Below are 14,747 nucleotides of genomic sequence, written 5' to 3' on the forward strand. Positions count from 1 at the left end.
CTTCCACCAGATGTGGGCCGACCTCAGCCCCATCGGCCGCGACCGCGAGTCGAACGGCTACCGCAGGTACGCCTGGACCGGCGCCGACGCGGACTGCCGCACGTGGTTCCAGGAGCAGGCCGAGACCCGCGGCCTGACCTACGAGACGGACCGCAACGGCAACCAGTGGGCCTGGCTCGGTGACCCGGCCGCCGGGGACGCCGTCGTGACCGGTTCCCACCTGGACTCCGTCCCCGACGGCGGCGCCTTCGACGGCCCCCTCGGCGTCGTGTCGTCCTTCGCCGCCCTGGACGAACTCCGAGCCAGGGGGGCGAAGTTCACCAAGCCCCTCGCCATCACCAACTTCGGTGACGAGGAGGGCGCCCGCTTCGGCCTGGCCTGCGTCGGCTCCCGCCTCACCGCGGGCGAGCTGACCCGCGAGGCGGCGTACGAGCTGCGGGACGCGGACGGCGTCAGCCTGCCGGAGGCGATGGAGGCGGCGGGCTACGACCCGTCGGCGATCGGCGCGGACCCCGAACGCCTCGCCCGCGTGGGCGCGTTCGTGGAACTGCACGTGGAACAGGGCCGTGCCCTGGACCTGTCCGGCGACCCCGTCGGCATCGCGAGCGCCATCTGGCCGCACGGCCGCTGGCGCTTCGACTTCCGCGGCGAGGCCAACCACGCGGGCACCACCCGCCTGGTGGACCGCCGCGACCCGATGCTGAGCTACGCGGAGACGGTCCTCGCCGCCCGCCGCGAGGCCGAGCTCGCGGGCGCCGTCGCCACCTTCGGCAAGATCGCGGTCGAGCCGAACGGCGTCAACGCCATCCCGTCCCTGGTCCGCGGCTGGCTGGACTCGCGCGCCGCCGACCAGTCCACCCTGGACACCGTCGTCACGGCGATCGAGAAGGCGGCCCGCGAGTACGCGGACCGGCACGGCATCGACCTGGACGTCGTACGGGAGTCCTTCACGCCGGTCGTGGAGTTCGAGCACGCCCTGCGCGACGAGCTGGGCGCGGTCCTGCGGGAGCGCACCGGCCGCGAGGTCCCCGTGCTCGGCACGGGCGCCGGGCACGACGCGGGCATCCTGTCCGCGTCGGTCCCGACCGCCATGCTGTTCGTGCGCAACCCCACGGGCGTCTCGCACTCGCCCGCCGAGTACGCGGCCGAGGACGACTGCCTGGCCGGGGTGCGCGCGCTCGCGGACGTACTGGAGGGACTCGCGTGCCGGTGACCCACACCTACTGGGCGGAACACGCCTGGCTGGAGCCGACCGTCGAGGCCGGCGTCGCCCTCGACGTCGACGCGGACGGCCGGATCGCCGCCGTCCGCCGGGGCGTCGACGCCCCGCCGCCCGGCGCGACCGTCCTGCGCGGGCTGACCCTGCCGGGCCTCGCCAACGCCCACTCGCACGCCTTCCACCGCGCGCTGCGTTCCACCGTCCAGGTGGGCAGCGGCACGTTCTGGACGTGGCGCGAGGTCATGTACTCGGTGGCCGACCGGCTCACCCCGGAGACGTACCACGCCCTCGCGCGGGCCGTGTACGCGGAGATGGCGCTCGCCGGGGTCACGGCCGTCGGCGAGTTCCACTACCTGCACCACGCGCCCGGCGGCGCCCGCTACGCCGACCCCAACGCCATGGGCGAGGCCCTGATCGCCGCAGCGGCCGACGCGGGCATCCGCATCACGCTCCTCGACACGGCGTACGTCGCGGCGGGCCTGCGCGGCGCCGCCGAGGGCGAGCCTCCGAACCACCACCAACTGCGCTTCTCCGACGGCACGACCGAGGCCTGGGCCGAGCGGGTCTCCCTCCTGAAGGAGGGCGACCGGGAGCACGTGCGCGTGGGCGCGGCCGTCCACTCCGTACGGGCCGTGCCCGCACGGCAGTTGGGGACCGTCGCCGAGTGGGCCGCCGAGCGCGGCGCGCCGCTGCACGTCCACCTCTCCGAGCAGACCGCCGAGAACGACGCCTGCCTCGCCGTGCACGGCCGTACGCCGACACAGCTCCTCGCCGACCACGGCGTGCTCGGCGCGCGCACCACCGGCGTCCACAACACCCACCTCACCGACGCCGACATCGCCCTCATCGGCGGCTCCGGCACCGGCACCTGCATGTGCCCGACCACCGAGCGCGACCTCGCCGACGGCATCGGGCCCGCGCCCGCCCTCCAGCGCGCCGGCAGCCCCCTCTCCCTGGGCAGCGACAGCCACGCCGTCATCGACCTCTTCGAAGAGGCGCGGGCCATGGAGCTGAACGAACGTCTCCGTTCGCGCACCCGTGGGCACTTCACCGCCGCCGCCCTCCTGCGGGCCGCCTCCGCCGACGGGCACGCCGCCCTCGGCTGGGGCGACGCCGGTGCCCTCGAAGCCGGTGCCCTCGCCGACTTCACCACCGTCGCCCTCGACTCCGTCCGCACGGCCGGGGCGGTGCCGCGGCTCGCGGCGGAGGTGGCCGTGTTCGCCGCCTCCGCGGTGGACGTGCGGCACACCGTCGTCGGCGGCCGCCACGTCGTCCGCGACGGCGCGCACAAGTTGATCCCCGACGTGGCGTCGGCACTGGCGGAGGCGGTGACGGCCCTGCACTGACCTCCGCGGGGCGCCCCGGTCCCACCCCTTCTCCGAAACCGGGGGCTGCCGCCCCCTGGACCCCCGCTTGTCGGCGCTCCCCGCCTCGTCCTCGACCTCCCCCAAGCTCTCAAGGGGCAGGGGGACCCCACGACGGGCTTTCTCCCACCCGCCCACCCGCCCGCCCGAACTTGCACCATCTGGCCAACAGCCCGGCCCGTTCCAGCCCGTCCGGCGCTTGAGGACGAGCCGCGAAGCGGCGATCCGGCGGTGGCTGTCCCACCCGGAGGGGACACCCACCCCGGGGTCCAGGGGCGGAGCCCCGGTTTCGGGAAGGGGTGGGAGTGGGGAGCTCCCGGCAAGGCCCCCGCCCCTCACCCCCCCCACCCCACGGACAGGACCATGACCACCACCCTCCTCACCAACATCGCCAGCCTCGTCACCAACGACCCCGCCCTCGGCGAAGGCCCCCTCGGCCTCGTGGAGGACGCCGCCGTCGTCCTGGACGGAGAGACCGTCGCCTGGGTGGGCCCGGCCGCCAAGGCCCCGTCGGCGGACGAGACGTACGACGCGCAGGGCCGCGCGGCCATCCCCGGCTTCGTGGACTCCCACTCCCACCTCCTCTTCGCGGGCGACCGCACCAAGGAGTTCAACGCCCGCATGGAGGGCCGCCCGTACGAGGCGGGCGGCATCCGCACGACGGTCGCGGCGACCCGCGCGGCCACGGACGCGGAGCTGGAGGCGAACGTCACCCACTACCTCCGCGAGGCCCTGCTCCAGGGCACGACGACGTTCGAGACGAAGTCGGGCTACGGCCTGACGACCGAGGACGAGGCCCGCGCCCTGCGCATCGCGGCCCGCCACACGGACGAGGTGACGTTCCTGGGCGCGCACATCGTGTCCCCCGACCTCGCGGACGACCCGGCGGCGTACGTGGCCCTGGTGACCGGCGAGATGCTGGAGGCGTGCGCGCCGCACGCCCGCTGGGTGGACGTGTTCTGCGAGAAGGGCGCGTTCGACGGGGACCAGGCGCGGGCGATCCTCACGGCGGGCAAGGCGAAGGGCCTGCACCCGCGTGTGCACGCCAACCAGCTCAGCTACGGCCCGGGCGTCCAGCTCGCCGTGGAGCTGGACGCGGCGAGCGCCGACCACTGCACGCACCTGACGGACGCGGACGTGGACGCCCTGGCCAACAGCGGCACGGTGGCGACCCTGCTGCCCGGCGCGGAGTTCTCCACCCGCGCCGAGTGGCCCGACGCCCGCCGCCTCCTCGACGCGGGCGCCACCGTCGCCCTGTCCACGGACTGCAACCCCGGCTCGTCCTTCACGTCCTCCGTGCCCTTCTGCATCGCCCTCGCCGTACGGGACATGGGGATGACCCCGGACGAGGCGCTGTGGGCGGCCACGGCGGGCGGCGCCGCGGCCCTGCGCCGCACGGACGTCGGCCGCCTCGCCCCGGGCGCCCGCGCCGACCTGGCCCTCCTGGACGCCCCGAGCCACGTCCACCTGGCGTACCGGCCCGGCGTACCGCTGGTGTCGGCCGTGTGGCAGCGCGGCACACGGGTGCGCTGACGGGTCCGCGGGCCCGCGGACCAGCAGGAGCCCGCAGACGCAGAGACACAGAGACGTAGAGACACAGAGACACAGAGACACAGAGACGCAGAGACGCAGAACGGCTTGGGGGCCGCCCACCATCAGGGCGGCCCCCAAGCCGTTCGCGTGTCCGCTGCGGACGTCGCTACTCCTCCAGCGTCAGCCCCTTGCGGAGCCGCACCAGCGTGCGGGAGAGCAGCCGTGACACATGCATCTGCGAGATGCCCAGTTCCTCACCGATCTCCGACTGCGTCATGTTGGCGACGAAGCGCAGGGAGAGGATCTTCCGGTCCCGGGGCGGGAGTTCGGCGATCAGCGGCTTCAGGGACTCGACGTACTCGATGCCTTCGAGGCCGTGGTCCTCGTAGCCGATGCGGTCGGCGAGCGCGCCCTCGGAGTCGTCCTCCTCGGGCTGGGCGTCCAGGGAGCTCGCGGTGTAGGCGTTGGACGCGGCCATGCCCTCGACGACCTCTTCGTTCGAGATGCCGAGGCGCTCGGCGAGTTCGGCCACTGTCGGCGCGCGGTCGAACTTCTGGGCGAGTTCGTCGCCCGCCTTGGCGAGGTCGAGGCGGAGCTCCTGGAGCCGACGCGGCACGCGCACCGACCACGACGTGTCGCGGAAGAAACGCTTGATCTCGCCGACGATCGTCGGCATCGCGAACGTGGGGAACTCGACGCCGCGGCTGAGCTCGAAGCGGTCGATCGCCTTGATCAGGCCGATGGTGCCGACCTGGATGATGTCCTCCATCGGCTCGCTGCGGGAGCGGAACCGGGAGGCGGCGAACTTCACCAGGGCGAGGTTCAGTTCGACGAGGGTGTTGCGCACGTACGCGTACTCGTGCGTGCCTTCCTCGAGGGACTCAAGGCGCTCGAAGAGGGTCTTGGACAGCGCGCGGGCGTCCAGCGGCGCCACTTCGTCGTACGGGGGGATCTCGGGGAGCCCGGACAGGCTCTCGGCGATGTGCTCGGCCCGCTCGTCGTCGAGGGTGGCGGGGGCGGCAGCGGTGCAGGCGCCGTCGGCGAGCGGGGGCTCGGCCGTCGCGGCCCGTGCGCCCTCGTGGGCGGGACCCGGGATGCCGGGGGCCCTGTGGGCCTGGGTGCGGTTCGGCGGGGGTGTCGACGTCGCCTGGTCAGTGCGCGATTCGTCGAGCCGGGGTGACATGGTCTCCTCCATCGTTCTCGGCATATGGCTGCCGATGCCACTACGTGCACTGCGGTGTGCGGCGCCTCCATGGCCGTCCGTGTCGATTGGTGTCTCTTCTACCCCTACCCGCTTCCGCGTCGGAGTCGCAAGTGCGCTCTGTGGTGAAATGTCCGAATTCTGGAGGTTGTTCGGCTACCAGAGGCCGTAGGGAAGGCGTAATGTTCAGGGGCGTCACCGTGCGTCTCGGCGCGCGGTAAACAGCCCACGACGGTCGGGAAGAGAGTGACGGCATGGACCGCGGGACGGTCGGCAGTGCACATAGGGGCCGGCTTCTGGTCGAAGTCCGGAAAGAGGGCCGCAGCGCCGTGGTGACCCCGGCGGGTGAGTTGGATCACCACACCGCCGATCTGTTGCGCGAGCCGCTTGAGGCCTGTGTCGACGACGGCTTTCAGCGCCTCGTGGTCGACTGCTCACGACTCGAGTTCTGTGATTCGACGGGACTGAACGTACTCCTCGGTGCCCGGCTCAAGGCCGAGGCCGTGGGGGGCGGGGTCCACCTGGCGGGGATGCTGCCGGTGGTGGCCCGGGTGTTCGAGATCACGGGAGCCGATGCCGTCTTCACCGTCCACGAGACGCTCGAAGCGGCACTGGCCGACTGAGTCGGGGTGATTCTCGCGCATGGCGCAAAGAGTTACGCGTCAGTTGTCGCTGTGTGATCTTTGCGTTACCAGCGTCACACGGTTCGTGCAGAATCCATGGGTGTCCGGGCGATTCGACAGGGCAGGAGAGACTCTGAGTCCGTCGTCCACATCCATCAAGTCATTCAAGTCATTCATCAAGTCAAAGTCAGAACGGCAAGCGGCCGGGAAGGCAGCTGGGCGGGGGTCCGCCGGTCGCCGCACTTCCTCCCTTGTCCAGTCCTCTTGTCGGTGAGGTGAAGTGCTGATGAGCACCACCCGGCCTTACTCGCCGGGCGACCGCGGCCCGGAGTCGGAGGCCGCCGTCGCGGATGCTCCCGCGCCCGCGGCCACCCCGGAGTCCGGGGGCCGCCAGGTCCGCAGGCTGAGCCTGAACGGGGCGAGCGGCGTCGTGCCGCTCTCGCGCGACTTCACCCGGGAGGCGCTGCACGCCTGGGGCTGGCTGCCCGCGGCGGGCGCCGACCGCCGCGCCGCCGCCGAGGACGTGCTGCTCGTCGTCTCCGAGCTGGTCACCAACGCGTGCCTGCACGCGGAGGGCCCCGAGGAGCTGTGGCTCTCGTGCGACGGCAAGACCCTGCGCGTCGAGGTCTCCGACCGCGGCGCGGGCCAGCCCGCGCCGCGCACCCCGCACCGCGCCGGCCGCCCCGGCGGGCACGGCATGTTCATCGTGCAGCGCCTGTGCCTCGACTGGGGGGTCGTGCGCACACCCGGGTCGACCGGCAAGACGGTCTGGGCGGAGCTGGGCGCGCCGGGCTAGCGCGCCCACCGAGCCCGCCACGCCGCTCCACCCCCCCTTCCGCCCTGCTCCACCCACCCCGCTCCGCTCTGTTCCATCCGTTCCGGTCCGCCCGGATCCATTCGCTCCGGATCCCCCCGGATCCATCCGCTCCGGTCCACCCGGATCCATTCGCTTCGGACCGCCCGGATCCATTCGCTCCGGTCCACGCCACCGCGCACAGCCCCGCCTGGATTCGCCCCCACCCCGCCCCCGGCTTCCGGCCATCCGGCCCCCGCCCCCCGGGCCCCTTCCGTCACCCCGGCGCCCTCGCGCCCCCGGCCGCCGTCGCCGAACGGCCGCCGCCCCGCTTCCCCCGACGCGTCGGATCAGCACGGATCCGGCGCGTCCTTTGTCTTCCCTCGGCAAGGCCCCGGGCGTACCTTGAGCGCCAAATCTGATGTGCCGTCAGTAAATTCGCACAGCGGCACGGACTCGCCCGCACCACCGGCATGAGGGGAAAACGAGGTGTCGTACCAGAAACAGACGGCCGCGCTCGTGCTCGCCACGGCCATGGCCGGATCGGCTCTGCTCCTTGCCGCACCCGCCGCCCAGGCCGAGGTCCAGGACGTGGACTACCAGTGCAAGACGCCCATCGGGAACAAGGGGGCGGTCTCGCCCATCGACATCAAGAGCGTCAAGAGCGGCAGCGGTTACAAGCTCACGATGTCCTTCCAGAAGGGCGTCTCCTCCAGCCCCGTCGAACTCGGCAAGGGCGCGATGAAGCCCAGCGCGGTGATCAAGCTGGGCGGCGCCGAGAGCGGCACGGTCGCGGTCTCCGGACCCACCAACGCGGCGGCGATCCCGGCCAACACCCCCATCAAGATCAGCGACTTGTCGGGCACGTACACGCCGAAGAAGTCGGGCAAGGTCACGTTCACGGCCGGGGTCCTGACGATCAAGGCGCTCGGTACGACCACGACGTGTACGCCCGCGAACAACCCCAAGCCGTCCCTGACCCTGGACGTCAAGGGGACCGGCGGCTCCGGCGGTTCCGGCGGTTCCGGTCAGGACACGGGAGCGGGCTCGACGGCCGGCTCGGGTTCCGGCTCCGGTTCCGACGCCGGGTCCGGCTCGGGCGACCAGGCCGGCGGCGAGGAACTCCCGCAGACCGGACCCACCGACTCCGCCATCGCCCTCGGCACCCTCGGCGGCACCGTGCTGCTCGCGGGCGCCGCAGGAGTGCTCTGGCTGACCCGGCGCAACCAGGCGGCACGGTCGCGCTGACCTTTCCCGGAGACCGGGTGCGAACACGGGGAGCCGCCGATGCCGCCGATGCCGCTGATGCCGTCGACGTGGAGCGCGCGCGGGGCGCGGGCGCTGTGCGCGGGCGCCGCCGTGCTGCTCGCGTCGTGGTGCGCGGCACCGGCGCCGGGCGCGCGTGCCGCCGAGGCGGGTGGCCCGGTGCGCGCCGTCGACGTCGGTCACGGCGCTGTCGGCAGCCGCGTCGAGAGCGTCGTCGACAGCGGTACCGCCTGGTCCATCGCGCCCTCCGCGGGCAGCGGCTCGCGGGCCGCGCGGTCCGACGGACGGCCCTGCTTCTACGCGGAGGGCGCCCCCGGCGCCGTGCTCAAGGACACCCTGTCGGTCACCAACCCCGGCGCTGCCCCGCGCACCGTGACCCTGCGCGGCGCCGGACCCGCGGGCACCGGAAAGTGGCTCGCGTTCGCGCGGCGCCAGGTGACCGTGCCGCCGCGGACACGGGCCGAGGTGCCGTTCACGGTGACGGTGCCGCCGGGTGCCGCGCCCGGAGACCGCCTCGGTGAGGTCGTGGCGCGCGGCGGCGGGCGGGACGCGCGGGTCGCCGTGCGGCTGCGGGTGAGCGGGCCCGCGCTCGCCGCGCTCACCGTGGAGCGGGTGCGCGTCGACGCGGGGGCGCGCCGGATCTCGTACGACCTGGTCAACCGCGGCACCACCGTGCTCGCGCCGCAGGTCGTGGTGCGGGCCGACGGGATGTTCGGCGAACTGCTCGACCGGCGGGCGCGGCAGGTCCCGAGCGAACTCGCGCCCGGTCGGCGGGTGTCCCTGAGCGAGCCCTGGGACGGGGTGCCCGCGCTCGACTCGGTGGACGTGCGCCTGACGGTGACCGCGGCGGGCGGGGTGGCGGAGCGGGCGAGCGCCTCCGCCCTGATCGTGCCGTGGCCCGAGGTCGTGGGGAGCGCGGTCGGGGGTGCCGCGGTGGTCGTGGGGGGCTTTGTCTGGGTACGTCGGCGTCGGCGGGCGGAGGTCTGCGGTGATGGTTGAGTCGGCACGGGACCGCTGTGGGTCGGCGCGAGCCCGCTGCGAGTTGGCACGGGACCGCTGTGAGTCGGCGCGAGCCCGTCGTGGGTCGGCGCGAGCCCGCCGGGACGCGGCGGGACGCGTCCTTCTGCGTGCCGCCCTGACCCTGGTGCTGCTGCTCGCCGCCCTCGGCGGCGCCCTGGCCGCGCCCGCCCCCGCCCGCGCCGCCGACAAGCCCACCGTCACCCTCTCCAAGTCCCAGGCGGGAACGGGCGGTTCGGTGACCGTGAAGGGCACGGGCTGGCGGCCCGGAGCCCTCCTGATGATGCTCGTGTGCGGGCAGGCCACGCCCGCCGTCGGCGTGCCCGGCGGCACCAACTCCTGCGCGAACTCCCGGGGCCGGGCCGTCACCACCGACGCCGACGGCACCTTCAGCAAGGCGCTGCCCGTGGCCGAGCCCCCGGAGGCCTGCCCGTGCGTCGTGCACGTCGCCACGGTGACCGGCGAGAAGGCCGCGGCGGACGCGGCGTTCAAGGTCGCCGGGCACCCGGTGCGGCCGCTGCCCGCGCGGCCGCAGGGCGGCGGCAGGCTGTCCGTCCTGACGGACACCCGGCTCGACGGGTCCAGCGGGCTCCTCACCTGGTTCGGCGCCCCGCCGTCGCGACGGCTCGTCCTCACCGTCGGCAACGTCGGCTCCGTACCGGTCAAGGACCCGGTGTTCCAGGTCGGCACCTCGCACGGCGTGTTCGCCCCGCAGTGGGAGGAACAGCAGTGGCGCGGCACCATCGCGCCGGGCCGGAAGGCGCGGATCGAACTGTCGGTCGACCTCCCGGCGGGCGCGCACGGCGACTACCTGGTGTCGCTGCGGTACGCCGACCGGGTCCTGGCCGAGCAGCCGTGGGGCGTGGGCCGGCCCTGGGGCGTCACGCTGTTCTGGATCCTGCTCTGCGTCGTCGTGCCCGCGGCCGTCTTCCGCATCGGCATGGTCCTCGTCGACCGGCTCCGCCCCGACCGGCGGCGCCGACCGCCCGGCCGCCACCGCACCTCCCGCGTCGGCGAGTTCACCCTGCGCCTGCCGCGGCTGCGCCTGCCGCAGTCGGCCGTGACCCCCGCCCGCGACACCACCGCGCCCCCGGCCGCGCCCGGGGCGACCACCACCTTGCCCTGGTTCAGCCCGGACGCCGATCCGGGCGCACCCGCGGGACAGCTCTCCGCACCGTCCGACAACGGCCCCACGACGAAGGGAACCTCATGAGCGGGAAACGGAGCGCGAGGGCGGCGGGAGCGGCACCACCCCGTACGAGAGCGACCGCGGCCGGCATCGCCCTGATGCTCGGCGGCACGGGGCTCGTGGGCGGGACCCTGCTCGCCGCCGCCGGTCCGGCGCAGGCCGCGGAGGTCGCGTACAGGACCGAGTGCGTACCGCCCCCGATCTCCAACCTGCCGCCGGTGCGCGGCACCACGAAGGTCGACGTCAAGGTGCCCGCCGAGGCGAAGGTCGGCGACGAGGTCGAGGTGGTGTGGAAGACCGTCGAGGCCGCGTCCAAGAACCCCGACATCCTCGACCTTGGCAAGGACACGGTCCTGCCGACCGGCACGATCAAGGTCGGCGGCGCGCAGAGCGGCGACCTGAAGCTGGAGGGGACGCGGACCAACCCGCCGATCCCCAAGGGCAGCCCGATGCTCCTGTCCGACATGAAGGGCAGGCTGAAGCTGACCGAGCCGGGTGAGGTGACGCTCACCCCGGACGCGTACGACATCAACGTCAACAAGCCCATCTCCACGGACACCAAGTGCAAGCCGGAGGAGGCCGTGAAGGCCGCGGCGACCATCAAGGTGACGGAGGGCGGCGGCAGTTCGGGCGGCAGCTCTGGAGGCAGCGCGTCGGGCGGGAACTCCGGCGGGAACTCCGGCGGGAACTCCGGCGGGTCCACGTCCGGTGGCAACTCCGGTGGTTCCAGCGGTGGTTCGGCGTCCGGCGGTGGGGACAGCGGTGGTACGACCGCCGGCGGATCCAGCTCCGGCGGCAGCACGTCCGGCGGCTCCGGCGGGTCCACCGGCGGCGGCGACGGGCAGACCGACTTCCCCGGCAAGGAAGTCCAGATCCCCTACCGGTGCAAGACCCCCATCGGCGACAAGGAAGCCACCTCGCCGGTGCAGATCAACGCCAAGAAGGACGGCGGGAGCTACGGCCTCACCGTGCAGTTCAAGAAGTCCGTGATGGACAGCCCCGCCGACATCCCCGCGAACTCAGTCACCCCGTCGATGCAGGTGAAGCTGGGCGGCGCCGACAAGGGCACGGTGCCGGTCGAGGGCCCCGCGAACAAGGAGCCGATCAAGTCCGGCGCCCCGATCACCATCCCCGACCTCAAGGGCACGTACAAGCCGGGCGCCGACGGCAAGTCCACGCTGTCCCCGGGCGTCCTCACCGTGAAGGCGCTCGGCACCACCACGACCTGCACCCCGGCCAAGACCGAGGTGTCCCTGGAACTCGACACGTCGGCGCAGCCGGGCGGCGCGTCCGGCGGCTCCTCGGGCGGCTCCTCGGGCGGCTCGTCGGGCAGCGGTGGCACGGGCGGCAGCGGTACGTCGGGCGGCTCCGGCTCGGCGGGCGGCACGGCGACGTCGGGCGGCGGGCTCGCCGACACCGGCGCCGAGGACAACGGGGCGCTGCGGGCGCTCGGCCTGGTCGCGGGGACGGCGATCCTGCTCGGCGGCGCGGTGTTCACGTTCCTGCCGCGCGGACGCCGCGGGTGGCTGCGCTGAGCCACCGGGACGGCCTCGGCTAGGGCTGGTGGCTGCGGGTGCCCGTGTGCGCCCGCAGCCACGCCAGTACGTCCCGGGCGAGCCCCGGCGCCTTCAGGAGCGGGCCGCCGTGCGCGGAGCCCGGCAGGGTCCGCTCCGTCACGTCCCGCAGGCCCGCCCTGCGCTGGGCGGCGGCGAGCTCGGCGGAGTGCGCGGGCGGGACGTAGTCACCGGCCGAGTGCACCAGGTACAGCGGCGCGTCCCGGGCGCCCGAGGCGTGCGAGGCCGCCGTCAGGTCGCCCCAGCGCTCCCAGCAGCGCCGCCCCCCGGTGTCCGGGTCGCATCCGGCGAGACGTTTCGCCGCCTGCCGCAGCGCCCGCTGCCGGGCCGGGGCGCCGGGCCCCGCCCCGTCCGTCCACGCCCGGTACGGCGAGGCGACCGGGGACAGGGCGGCGACCCCGCGTACGTACGCGCGGCCGTCGCGGTACGCGCCCACGCTCACCGCGAGATGGCCGCCCGCCGACGAGCCGAGCAGCACCGGCCGGGGCGCGCCGGGGCCCTCGCGGCGGGCGATCCAGCGCAGGGCGGCGAGGACGTCGGTGCGCTGGGCGGGCCAGACGGCGTCCGAGGAGAGCCGGTAGTCGGTCTCGTACACGGTGAAGCCCCGGGCCGCGAACCACCGTGACCAGCCGCTCCAGTCGGTGTCCCGCGCCCACGACCCGCCGTGCAGGACGACGAGGGACGGCCGCTTGCCGCCGGAGGGGCCGTACACGGTCACGGTCTGGCGCGCGTGCTCGCCGTAGGAGAAGACCCGGCCCGGCGGGGGAGCCTCGGGCGTGGCCTCGGCGGCGACGCTGGCGGACAGGAGCGTGCCGCACAGGGACAGGGTCAGCAGCGCGCGGCGCAGGTTCGCGGGGCGGTGGCCCGGGGCCGGACGGCGATGGCGCGCGGTCGGGCGGCGGTGGCGCGCGGTCAGGCGGTGGCGCACGGTCATGGGGTGATGGTCCACCGGGCGCCGTCGGCACGCCCCCGGAAACGCCAAGGGCCACCGCACCGGGTGGTGCGGCGGCCCTCAGTTCGTACGAACGGCCTCAGGCGGGTGTCAGTTGACCTCGCCCATGAGCGCCTTGACCTTCTTGCGGTACATGTACACCGCGATACCCGCGACGACCGCGAGAGTGGCCTCCATGGCGACCACGCCGGTCTTGTTCAGGTTCACACCGGCCGTGGACAGCAGGCTGGTGGTGCAGTCACCGGCGGTGACGGCGAGGAACCAGACGCCGAGCATCTGCGAGGCGTACTTCGCCGGGGCCATCTTCGTCGTGACCGACAGGCCGACCGGCGAGACGCACAGCTCACCGACGGTGTGCATGAAGTAGATCGCGACCATCCAGTACGCGCCGACCTTCTCGCCGTCGCCCGCCATGGACAGCGGGAGCAGGAAGAGGAAGAACGAGGCACCGGTGATGACCAGGCCGATCGCGAACTTCACGACCGTGGTCGGCTCCTTGTCGCGGCGGTTCAGCGCCATCCACAGGAAGGCGGCGACCGGGGCCAGGGCCATGATCAGGACCGGGTTGACCGACTGGTACCAGGAGACCGGGAAGTCGAAGCCGAAGATCGAGGTGTCCGTGGAGTTCTTGCCGAACAGGGCCACGGTGGAGGCACCCTGGTCGTAGATCATCCAGAAGACCGCGGCGGCCACGAAGAACCAGATGTACGCCGTCATCCGGGACTGCTCGACCTGGTCCAGCTCCTTGTCCCGCTTGATGCGGGCGAGCACCCAGATCGGGATGACCAGACCGGCGACCGTGATCGGGACGATGGCCCAGTTCAGGGTGTAGACGCCGGTGGCGATCGTGACGCCGTAGAAGACGACGGCGGCGATGATCCACAGCATGGCCTTGCGCAGCAGGCCCATCAGCTCCGGCCGGTCGACCGGCTTCGGGACGACGCTGCTGCGCTCGCTCAGGTGGCGGCCGCCGAGCAGGAACTGGGCGAGGCCGAGGGCCATGCCGAAGGCGGCGAGGGCGAAGCCCAGGTGCCAGTTGACCTTCTCGCCGACGGTGCCGATGGCCAGCGGGGCGAAGAAGGCACCCAGGTTGATGCCGATGTAGAAGACGGTGAAGCCGCCGTCGCGGCGCGGGTCGTCCGGGCCGTCGTAGAGGTGGCCGACCATCGTGGAGATGTTGGCCTTCAGGAGGCCGGAGCCGATGGCCACCAGGACCAGGCCGAGGAAGAACACCGCCTTGCCGGGCAGCGCCAGGGTGATGTGACCGGCCATGATCACCAGGGCCGCGATCGTGATCGTCTTGCGCGGGCCCCACAGCCGGTCCGCGAACCAGCCGCCCGGCATGGCGAGCAGGTACACCATCGCCATGTAGATCGAGAAGATCGCCGTCGCCGTGGCGGCGTCCATGTCCATGCCGCCGGGGGCGACCAGATACAGGGGGAGCAGGGCCTTCATGCCGTAGAAGCTGAAGCGCTCCCACATCTCGGTCATGAAGAGAGTGGCCAGGCCGCGGGGGTGGCCGAAGAAGGTCTTCTCGGAACCAGGAGTGCTGGCCGAGTCCTTCGTCAGGCTGGACGCCATGGGTCGATCCTCGTGGTTCGGGACGCGGCTTGCGGCGGGGGACCGCGGGCGCGCCCGGTGGGGGGCGGTCGGCACCGGTGTCCTGCCGCCCACCCCGCACGCCTGAGGAGGGGTTGGTGCCACGGTGTCCGTGGAACACGAGGGACGGTGACACCGAGATCCACACCCCGGGACGCATCATCGCGTGCGGGGCCCGACCACAGGTCATTCCTTGCGAAGGCCGGTGAAGACAGCACCGGCCCACACACAAAAGCGACCCTTGGCGCGCAATAGCGGGCCAAAGGTCCTTGAGTAGTGCTACAGGCGTCTCGCCACCATACGCCACGACAGAGCGGGATTTGGAAGGACTTGAGATATGGATCACAGGTGACGAAGGAACCAACAGCCCACATTCCAAGGTGTACGCGAGGCCACCCCAAGGATCTCACGCAGCAC

The 14,747-nt window shown here is 73.2% G+C and carries 12 protein-coding genes; 9 read left to right on the plus strand and 3 right to left on the minus strand.

The genetic code is table 11. The features are described from left to right. The first annotated feature begins 10 nt into the window (after nucleotides 1-10). The 3 genes from QUY26_RS23810 (at nucleotide 11) to hutI (ending at nucleotide 4,116) form a co-directional block, all read left to right on the plus strand. Entirely contained in the window at nucleotides 11-1,213 is a 1,203-nt protein-coding gene (locus QUY26_RS23810) for an allantoate amidohydrolase (RefSeq protein ID WP_289949968.1), read from the plus strand. Then, nucleotides 1,210-2,565 (plus strand): formimidoylglutamate deiminase, encoded by a 1,356-nt coding sequence (locus QUY26_RS23815; protein ID WP_289955962.1) that lies wholly within the window; start codon nucleotides 1,210-1,212, stop codon nucleotides 2,563-2,565. The genes QUY26_RS23810 and QUY26_RS23815 overlap by 4 nt, the downstream gene beginning before the upstream one ends. A gap of 381 nt (nucleotides 2,566-2,946) precedes the next feature. Further along, nucleotides 2,947-4,116, plus strand: a complete 1,170-nt coding sequence (gene hutI, locus QUY26_RS23820; protein WP_289949970.1) for an imidazolonepropionase — start codon at nucleotides 2,947-2,949, stop codon at nucleotides 4,114-4,116. A gap of 166 nt (nucleotides 4,117-4,282) precedes the next feature. Here the strand turns inward: hutI and QUY26_RS23825 are convergent, their stop codons facing one another. Next, nucleotides 4,283-5,299 (minus strand): RNA polymerase sigma factor SigF, encoded by a 1,017-nt coding sequence (locus QUY26_RS23825; RefSeq protein WP_436840523.1) that lies wholly within the window; start codon nucleotides 5,297-5,299, stop codon nucleotides 4,283-4,285. Nucleotides 5,300-5,571: 272 nt separating this feature from the next. Here QUY26_RS23825 and QUY26_RS23830 point away from each other — a divergent pair, with 272 nt between their 5' ends. The 6 genes from QUY26_RS23830 (at nucleotide 5,572) to QUY26_RS23855 (ending at nucleotide 11,740) form a co-directional block, all read left to right on the plus strand. Continuing rightward, the gene (locus tag QUY26_RS23830; RefSeq protein WP_289949973.1) at nucleotides 5,572-5,940 is read left to right on the plus strand and encodes an STAS domain-containing protein; all 369 of its coding nucleotides are present in this window, start codon (nucleotides 5,572-5,574) and stop codon (nucleotides 5,938-5,940) included. A gap of 286 nt (nucleotides 5,941-6,226) precedes the next feature. Next, the gene (locus QUY26_RS23835) at nucleotides 6,227-6,736 is read left to right on the plus strand and encodes an ATP-binding protein (RefSeq protein ID WP_289949975.1); all 510 of its coding nucleotides are present in this window, start codon (nucleotides 6,227-6,229) and stop codon (nucleotides 6,734-6,736) included. A gap of 486 nt (nucleotides 6,737-7,222) precedes the next feature. After that, nucleotides 7,223-7,981, plus strand: a complete 759-nt coding sequence (locus tag QUY26_RS23840) for an LPXTG cell wall anchor domain-containing protein (protein ID WP_289949976.1) — start codon at nucleotides 7,223-7,225, stop codon at nucleotides 7,979-7,981. A gap of 39 nt (nucleotides 7,982-8,020) precedes the next feature. Then, nucleotides 8,021-8,998: a COG1470 family protein gene (locus tag QUY26_RS23845; protein ID WP_289949977.1), complete on the plus strand. Its 978-nt coding sequence runs from the start codon at nucleotides 8,021-8,023 to the stop codon at nucleotides 8,996-8,998. Continuing rightward, on the plus strand, nucleotides 8,991-10,229 hold the full coding sequence (locus tag QUY26_RS23850; protein ID WP_289949978.1) for a hypothetical protein: 1,239 nt from the start codon (nucleotides 8,991-8,993) through the stop codon (nucleotides 10,227-10,229). Before QUY26_RS23845 ends, QUY26_RS23850 begins: the two co-directional genes overlap by 8 nt. Nucleotides 10,230-10,303: 74 nt before the next feature. After that, nucleotides 10,304-11,740: a hypothetical protein gene (locus tag QUY26_RS23855; protein ID WP_289955963.1), complete on the plus strand. Its 1,437-nt coding sequence runs from the start codon at nucleotides 10,304-10,306 to the stop codon at nucleotides 11,738-11,740. Between the two features lie 19 nt (nucleotides 11,741-11,759). Here the strand turns inward: QUY26_RS23855 and QUY26_RS23860 are convergent, their stop codons facing one another. Together QUY26_RS23860 and QUY26_RS23865 are read right to left on the minus strand one after the other, a co-directional pair. Beyond that, the gene (locus QUY26_RS23860; RefSeq protein WP_289949980.1) at nucleotides 11,760-12,713 is read right to left on the minus strand and encodes an alpha/beta hydrolase family protein; all 954 of its coding nucleotides are present in this window, start codon (nucleotides 12,711-12,713) and stop codon (nucleotides 11,760-11,762) included. Between the two features lie 108 nt (nucleotides 12,714-12,821). Next, nucleotides 12,822-14,312 (minus strand): peptide MFS transporter, encoded by a 1,491-nt coding sequence (locus QUY26_RS23865; RefSeq protein ID WP_289949982.1) that lies wholly within the window; start codon nucleotides 14,310-14,312, stop codon nucleotides 12,822-12,824. Nucleotides 14,313-14,747: the final 435 nt, after the last annotated feature.

The sequence above is a fragment of the Streptomyces flavofungini genome (assembly GCF_030388665.1).
GTDB lineage: Bacteria > Actinomycetota > Actinomycetes > Streptomycetales > Streptomycetaceae > Streptomyces > Streptomyces flavofungini_A.

Bases quoted from the DNA above. Each gene is read 5' to 3' on its own strand.
- QUY26_RS23810 (WP_289949968.1), top strand. From the start codon at position 11: ATGTGGGCCGACCTCAGCCCCATCGGCCGCGACCGCGAGTCGAACGGC.
- hutI (WP_289949970.1), top strand. From the start codon at position 2,947: ATGACCACCACCCTCCTCACCAACATCGCCAGCCTCGTCACCAACGAC.
- QUY26_RS23825 (WP_436840523.1), bottom strand. From the start codon at position 5,299: ATGTCACCCCGGCTCGACGAATCGCGCACTGACCAGGCGACGTCGACA.
- QUY26_RS23830 (WP_289949973.1), top strand. From the start codon at position 5,572: ATGGACCGCGGGACGGTCGGCAGTGCACATAGGGGCCGGCTTCTGGTC.
- QUY26_RS23835 (WP_289949975.1), top strand. From the start codon at position 6,227: ATGAGCACCACCCGGCCTTACTCGCCGGGCGACCGCGGCCCGGAGTCG.
- QUY26_RS23845 (WP_289949977.1), top strand. From the start codon at position 8,021: ATGCCGCCGATGCCGCTGATGCCGTCGACGTGGAGCGCGCGCGGGGCG.
- QUY26_RS23850 (WP_289949978.1), top strand. From the start codon at position 8,991: ATGGTTGAGTCGGCACGGGACCGCTGTGGGTCGGCGCGAGCCCGCTGC.
- QUY26_RS23855 (WP_289955963.1), top strand. From the start codon at position 10,304: ATGCTCGGCGGCACGGGGCTCGTGGGCGGGACCCTGCTCGCCGCCGCC.
- QUY26_RS23860 (WP_289949980.1), bottom strand. From the start codon at position 12,713: ATGACCGTGCGCCACCGCCTGACCGCGCGCCACCGCCGCCCGACCGCG.
- QUY26_RS23865 (WP_289949982.1), bottom strand. From the start codon at position 14,312: ATGGCGTCCAGCCTGACGAAGGACTCGGCCAGCACTCCTGGTTCCGAG.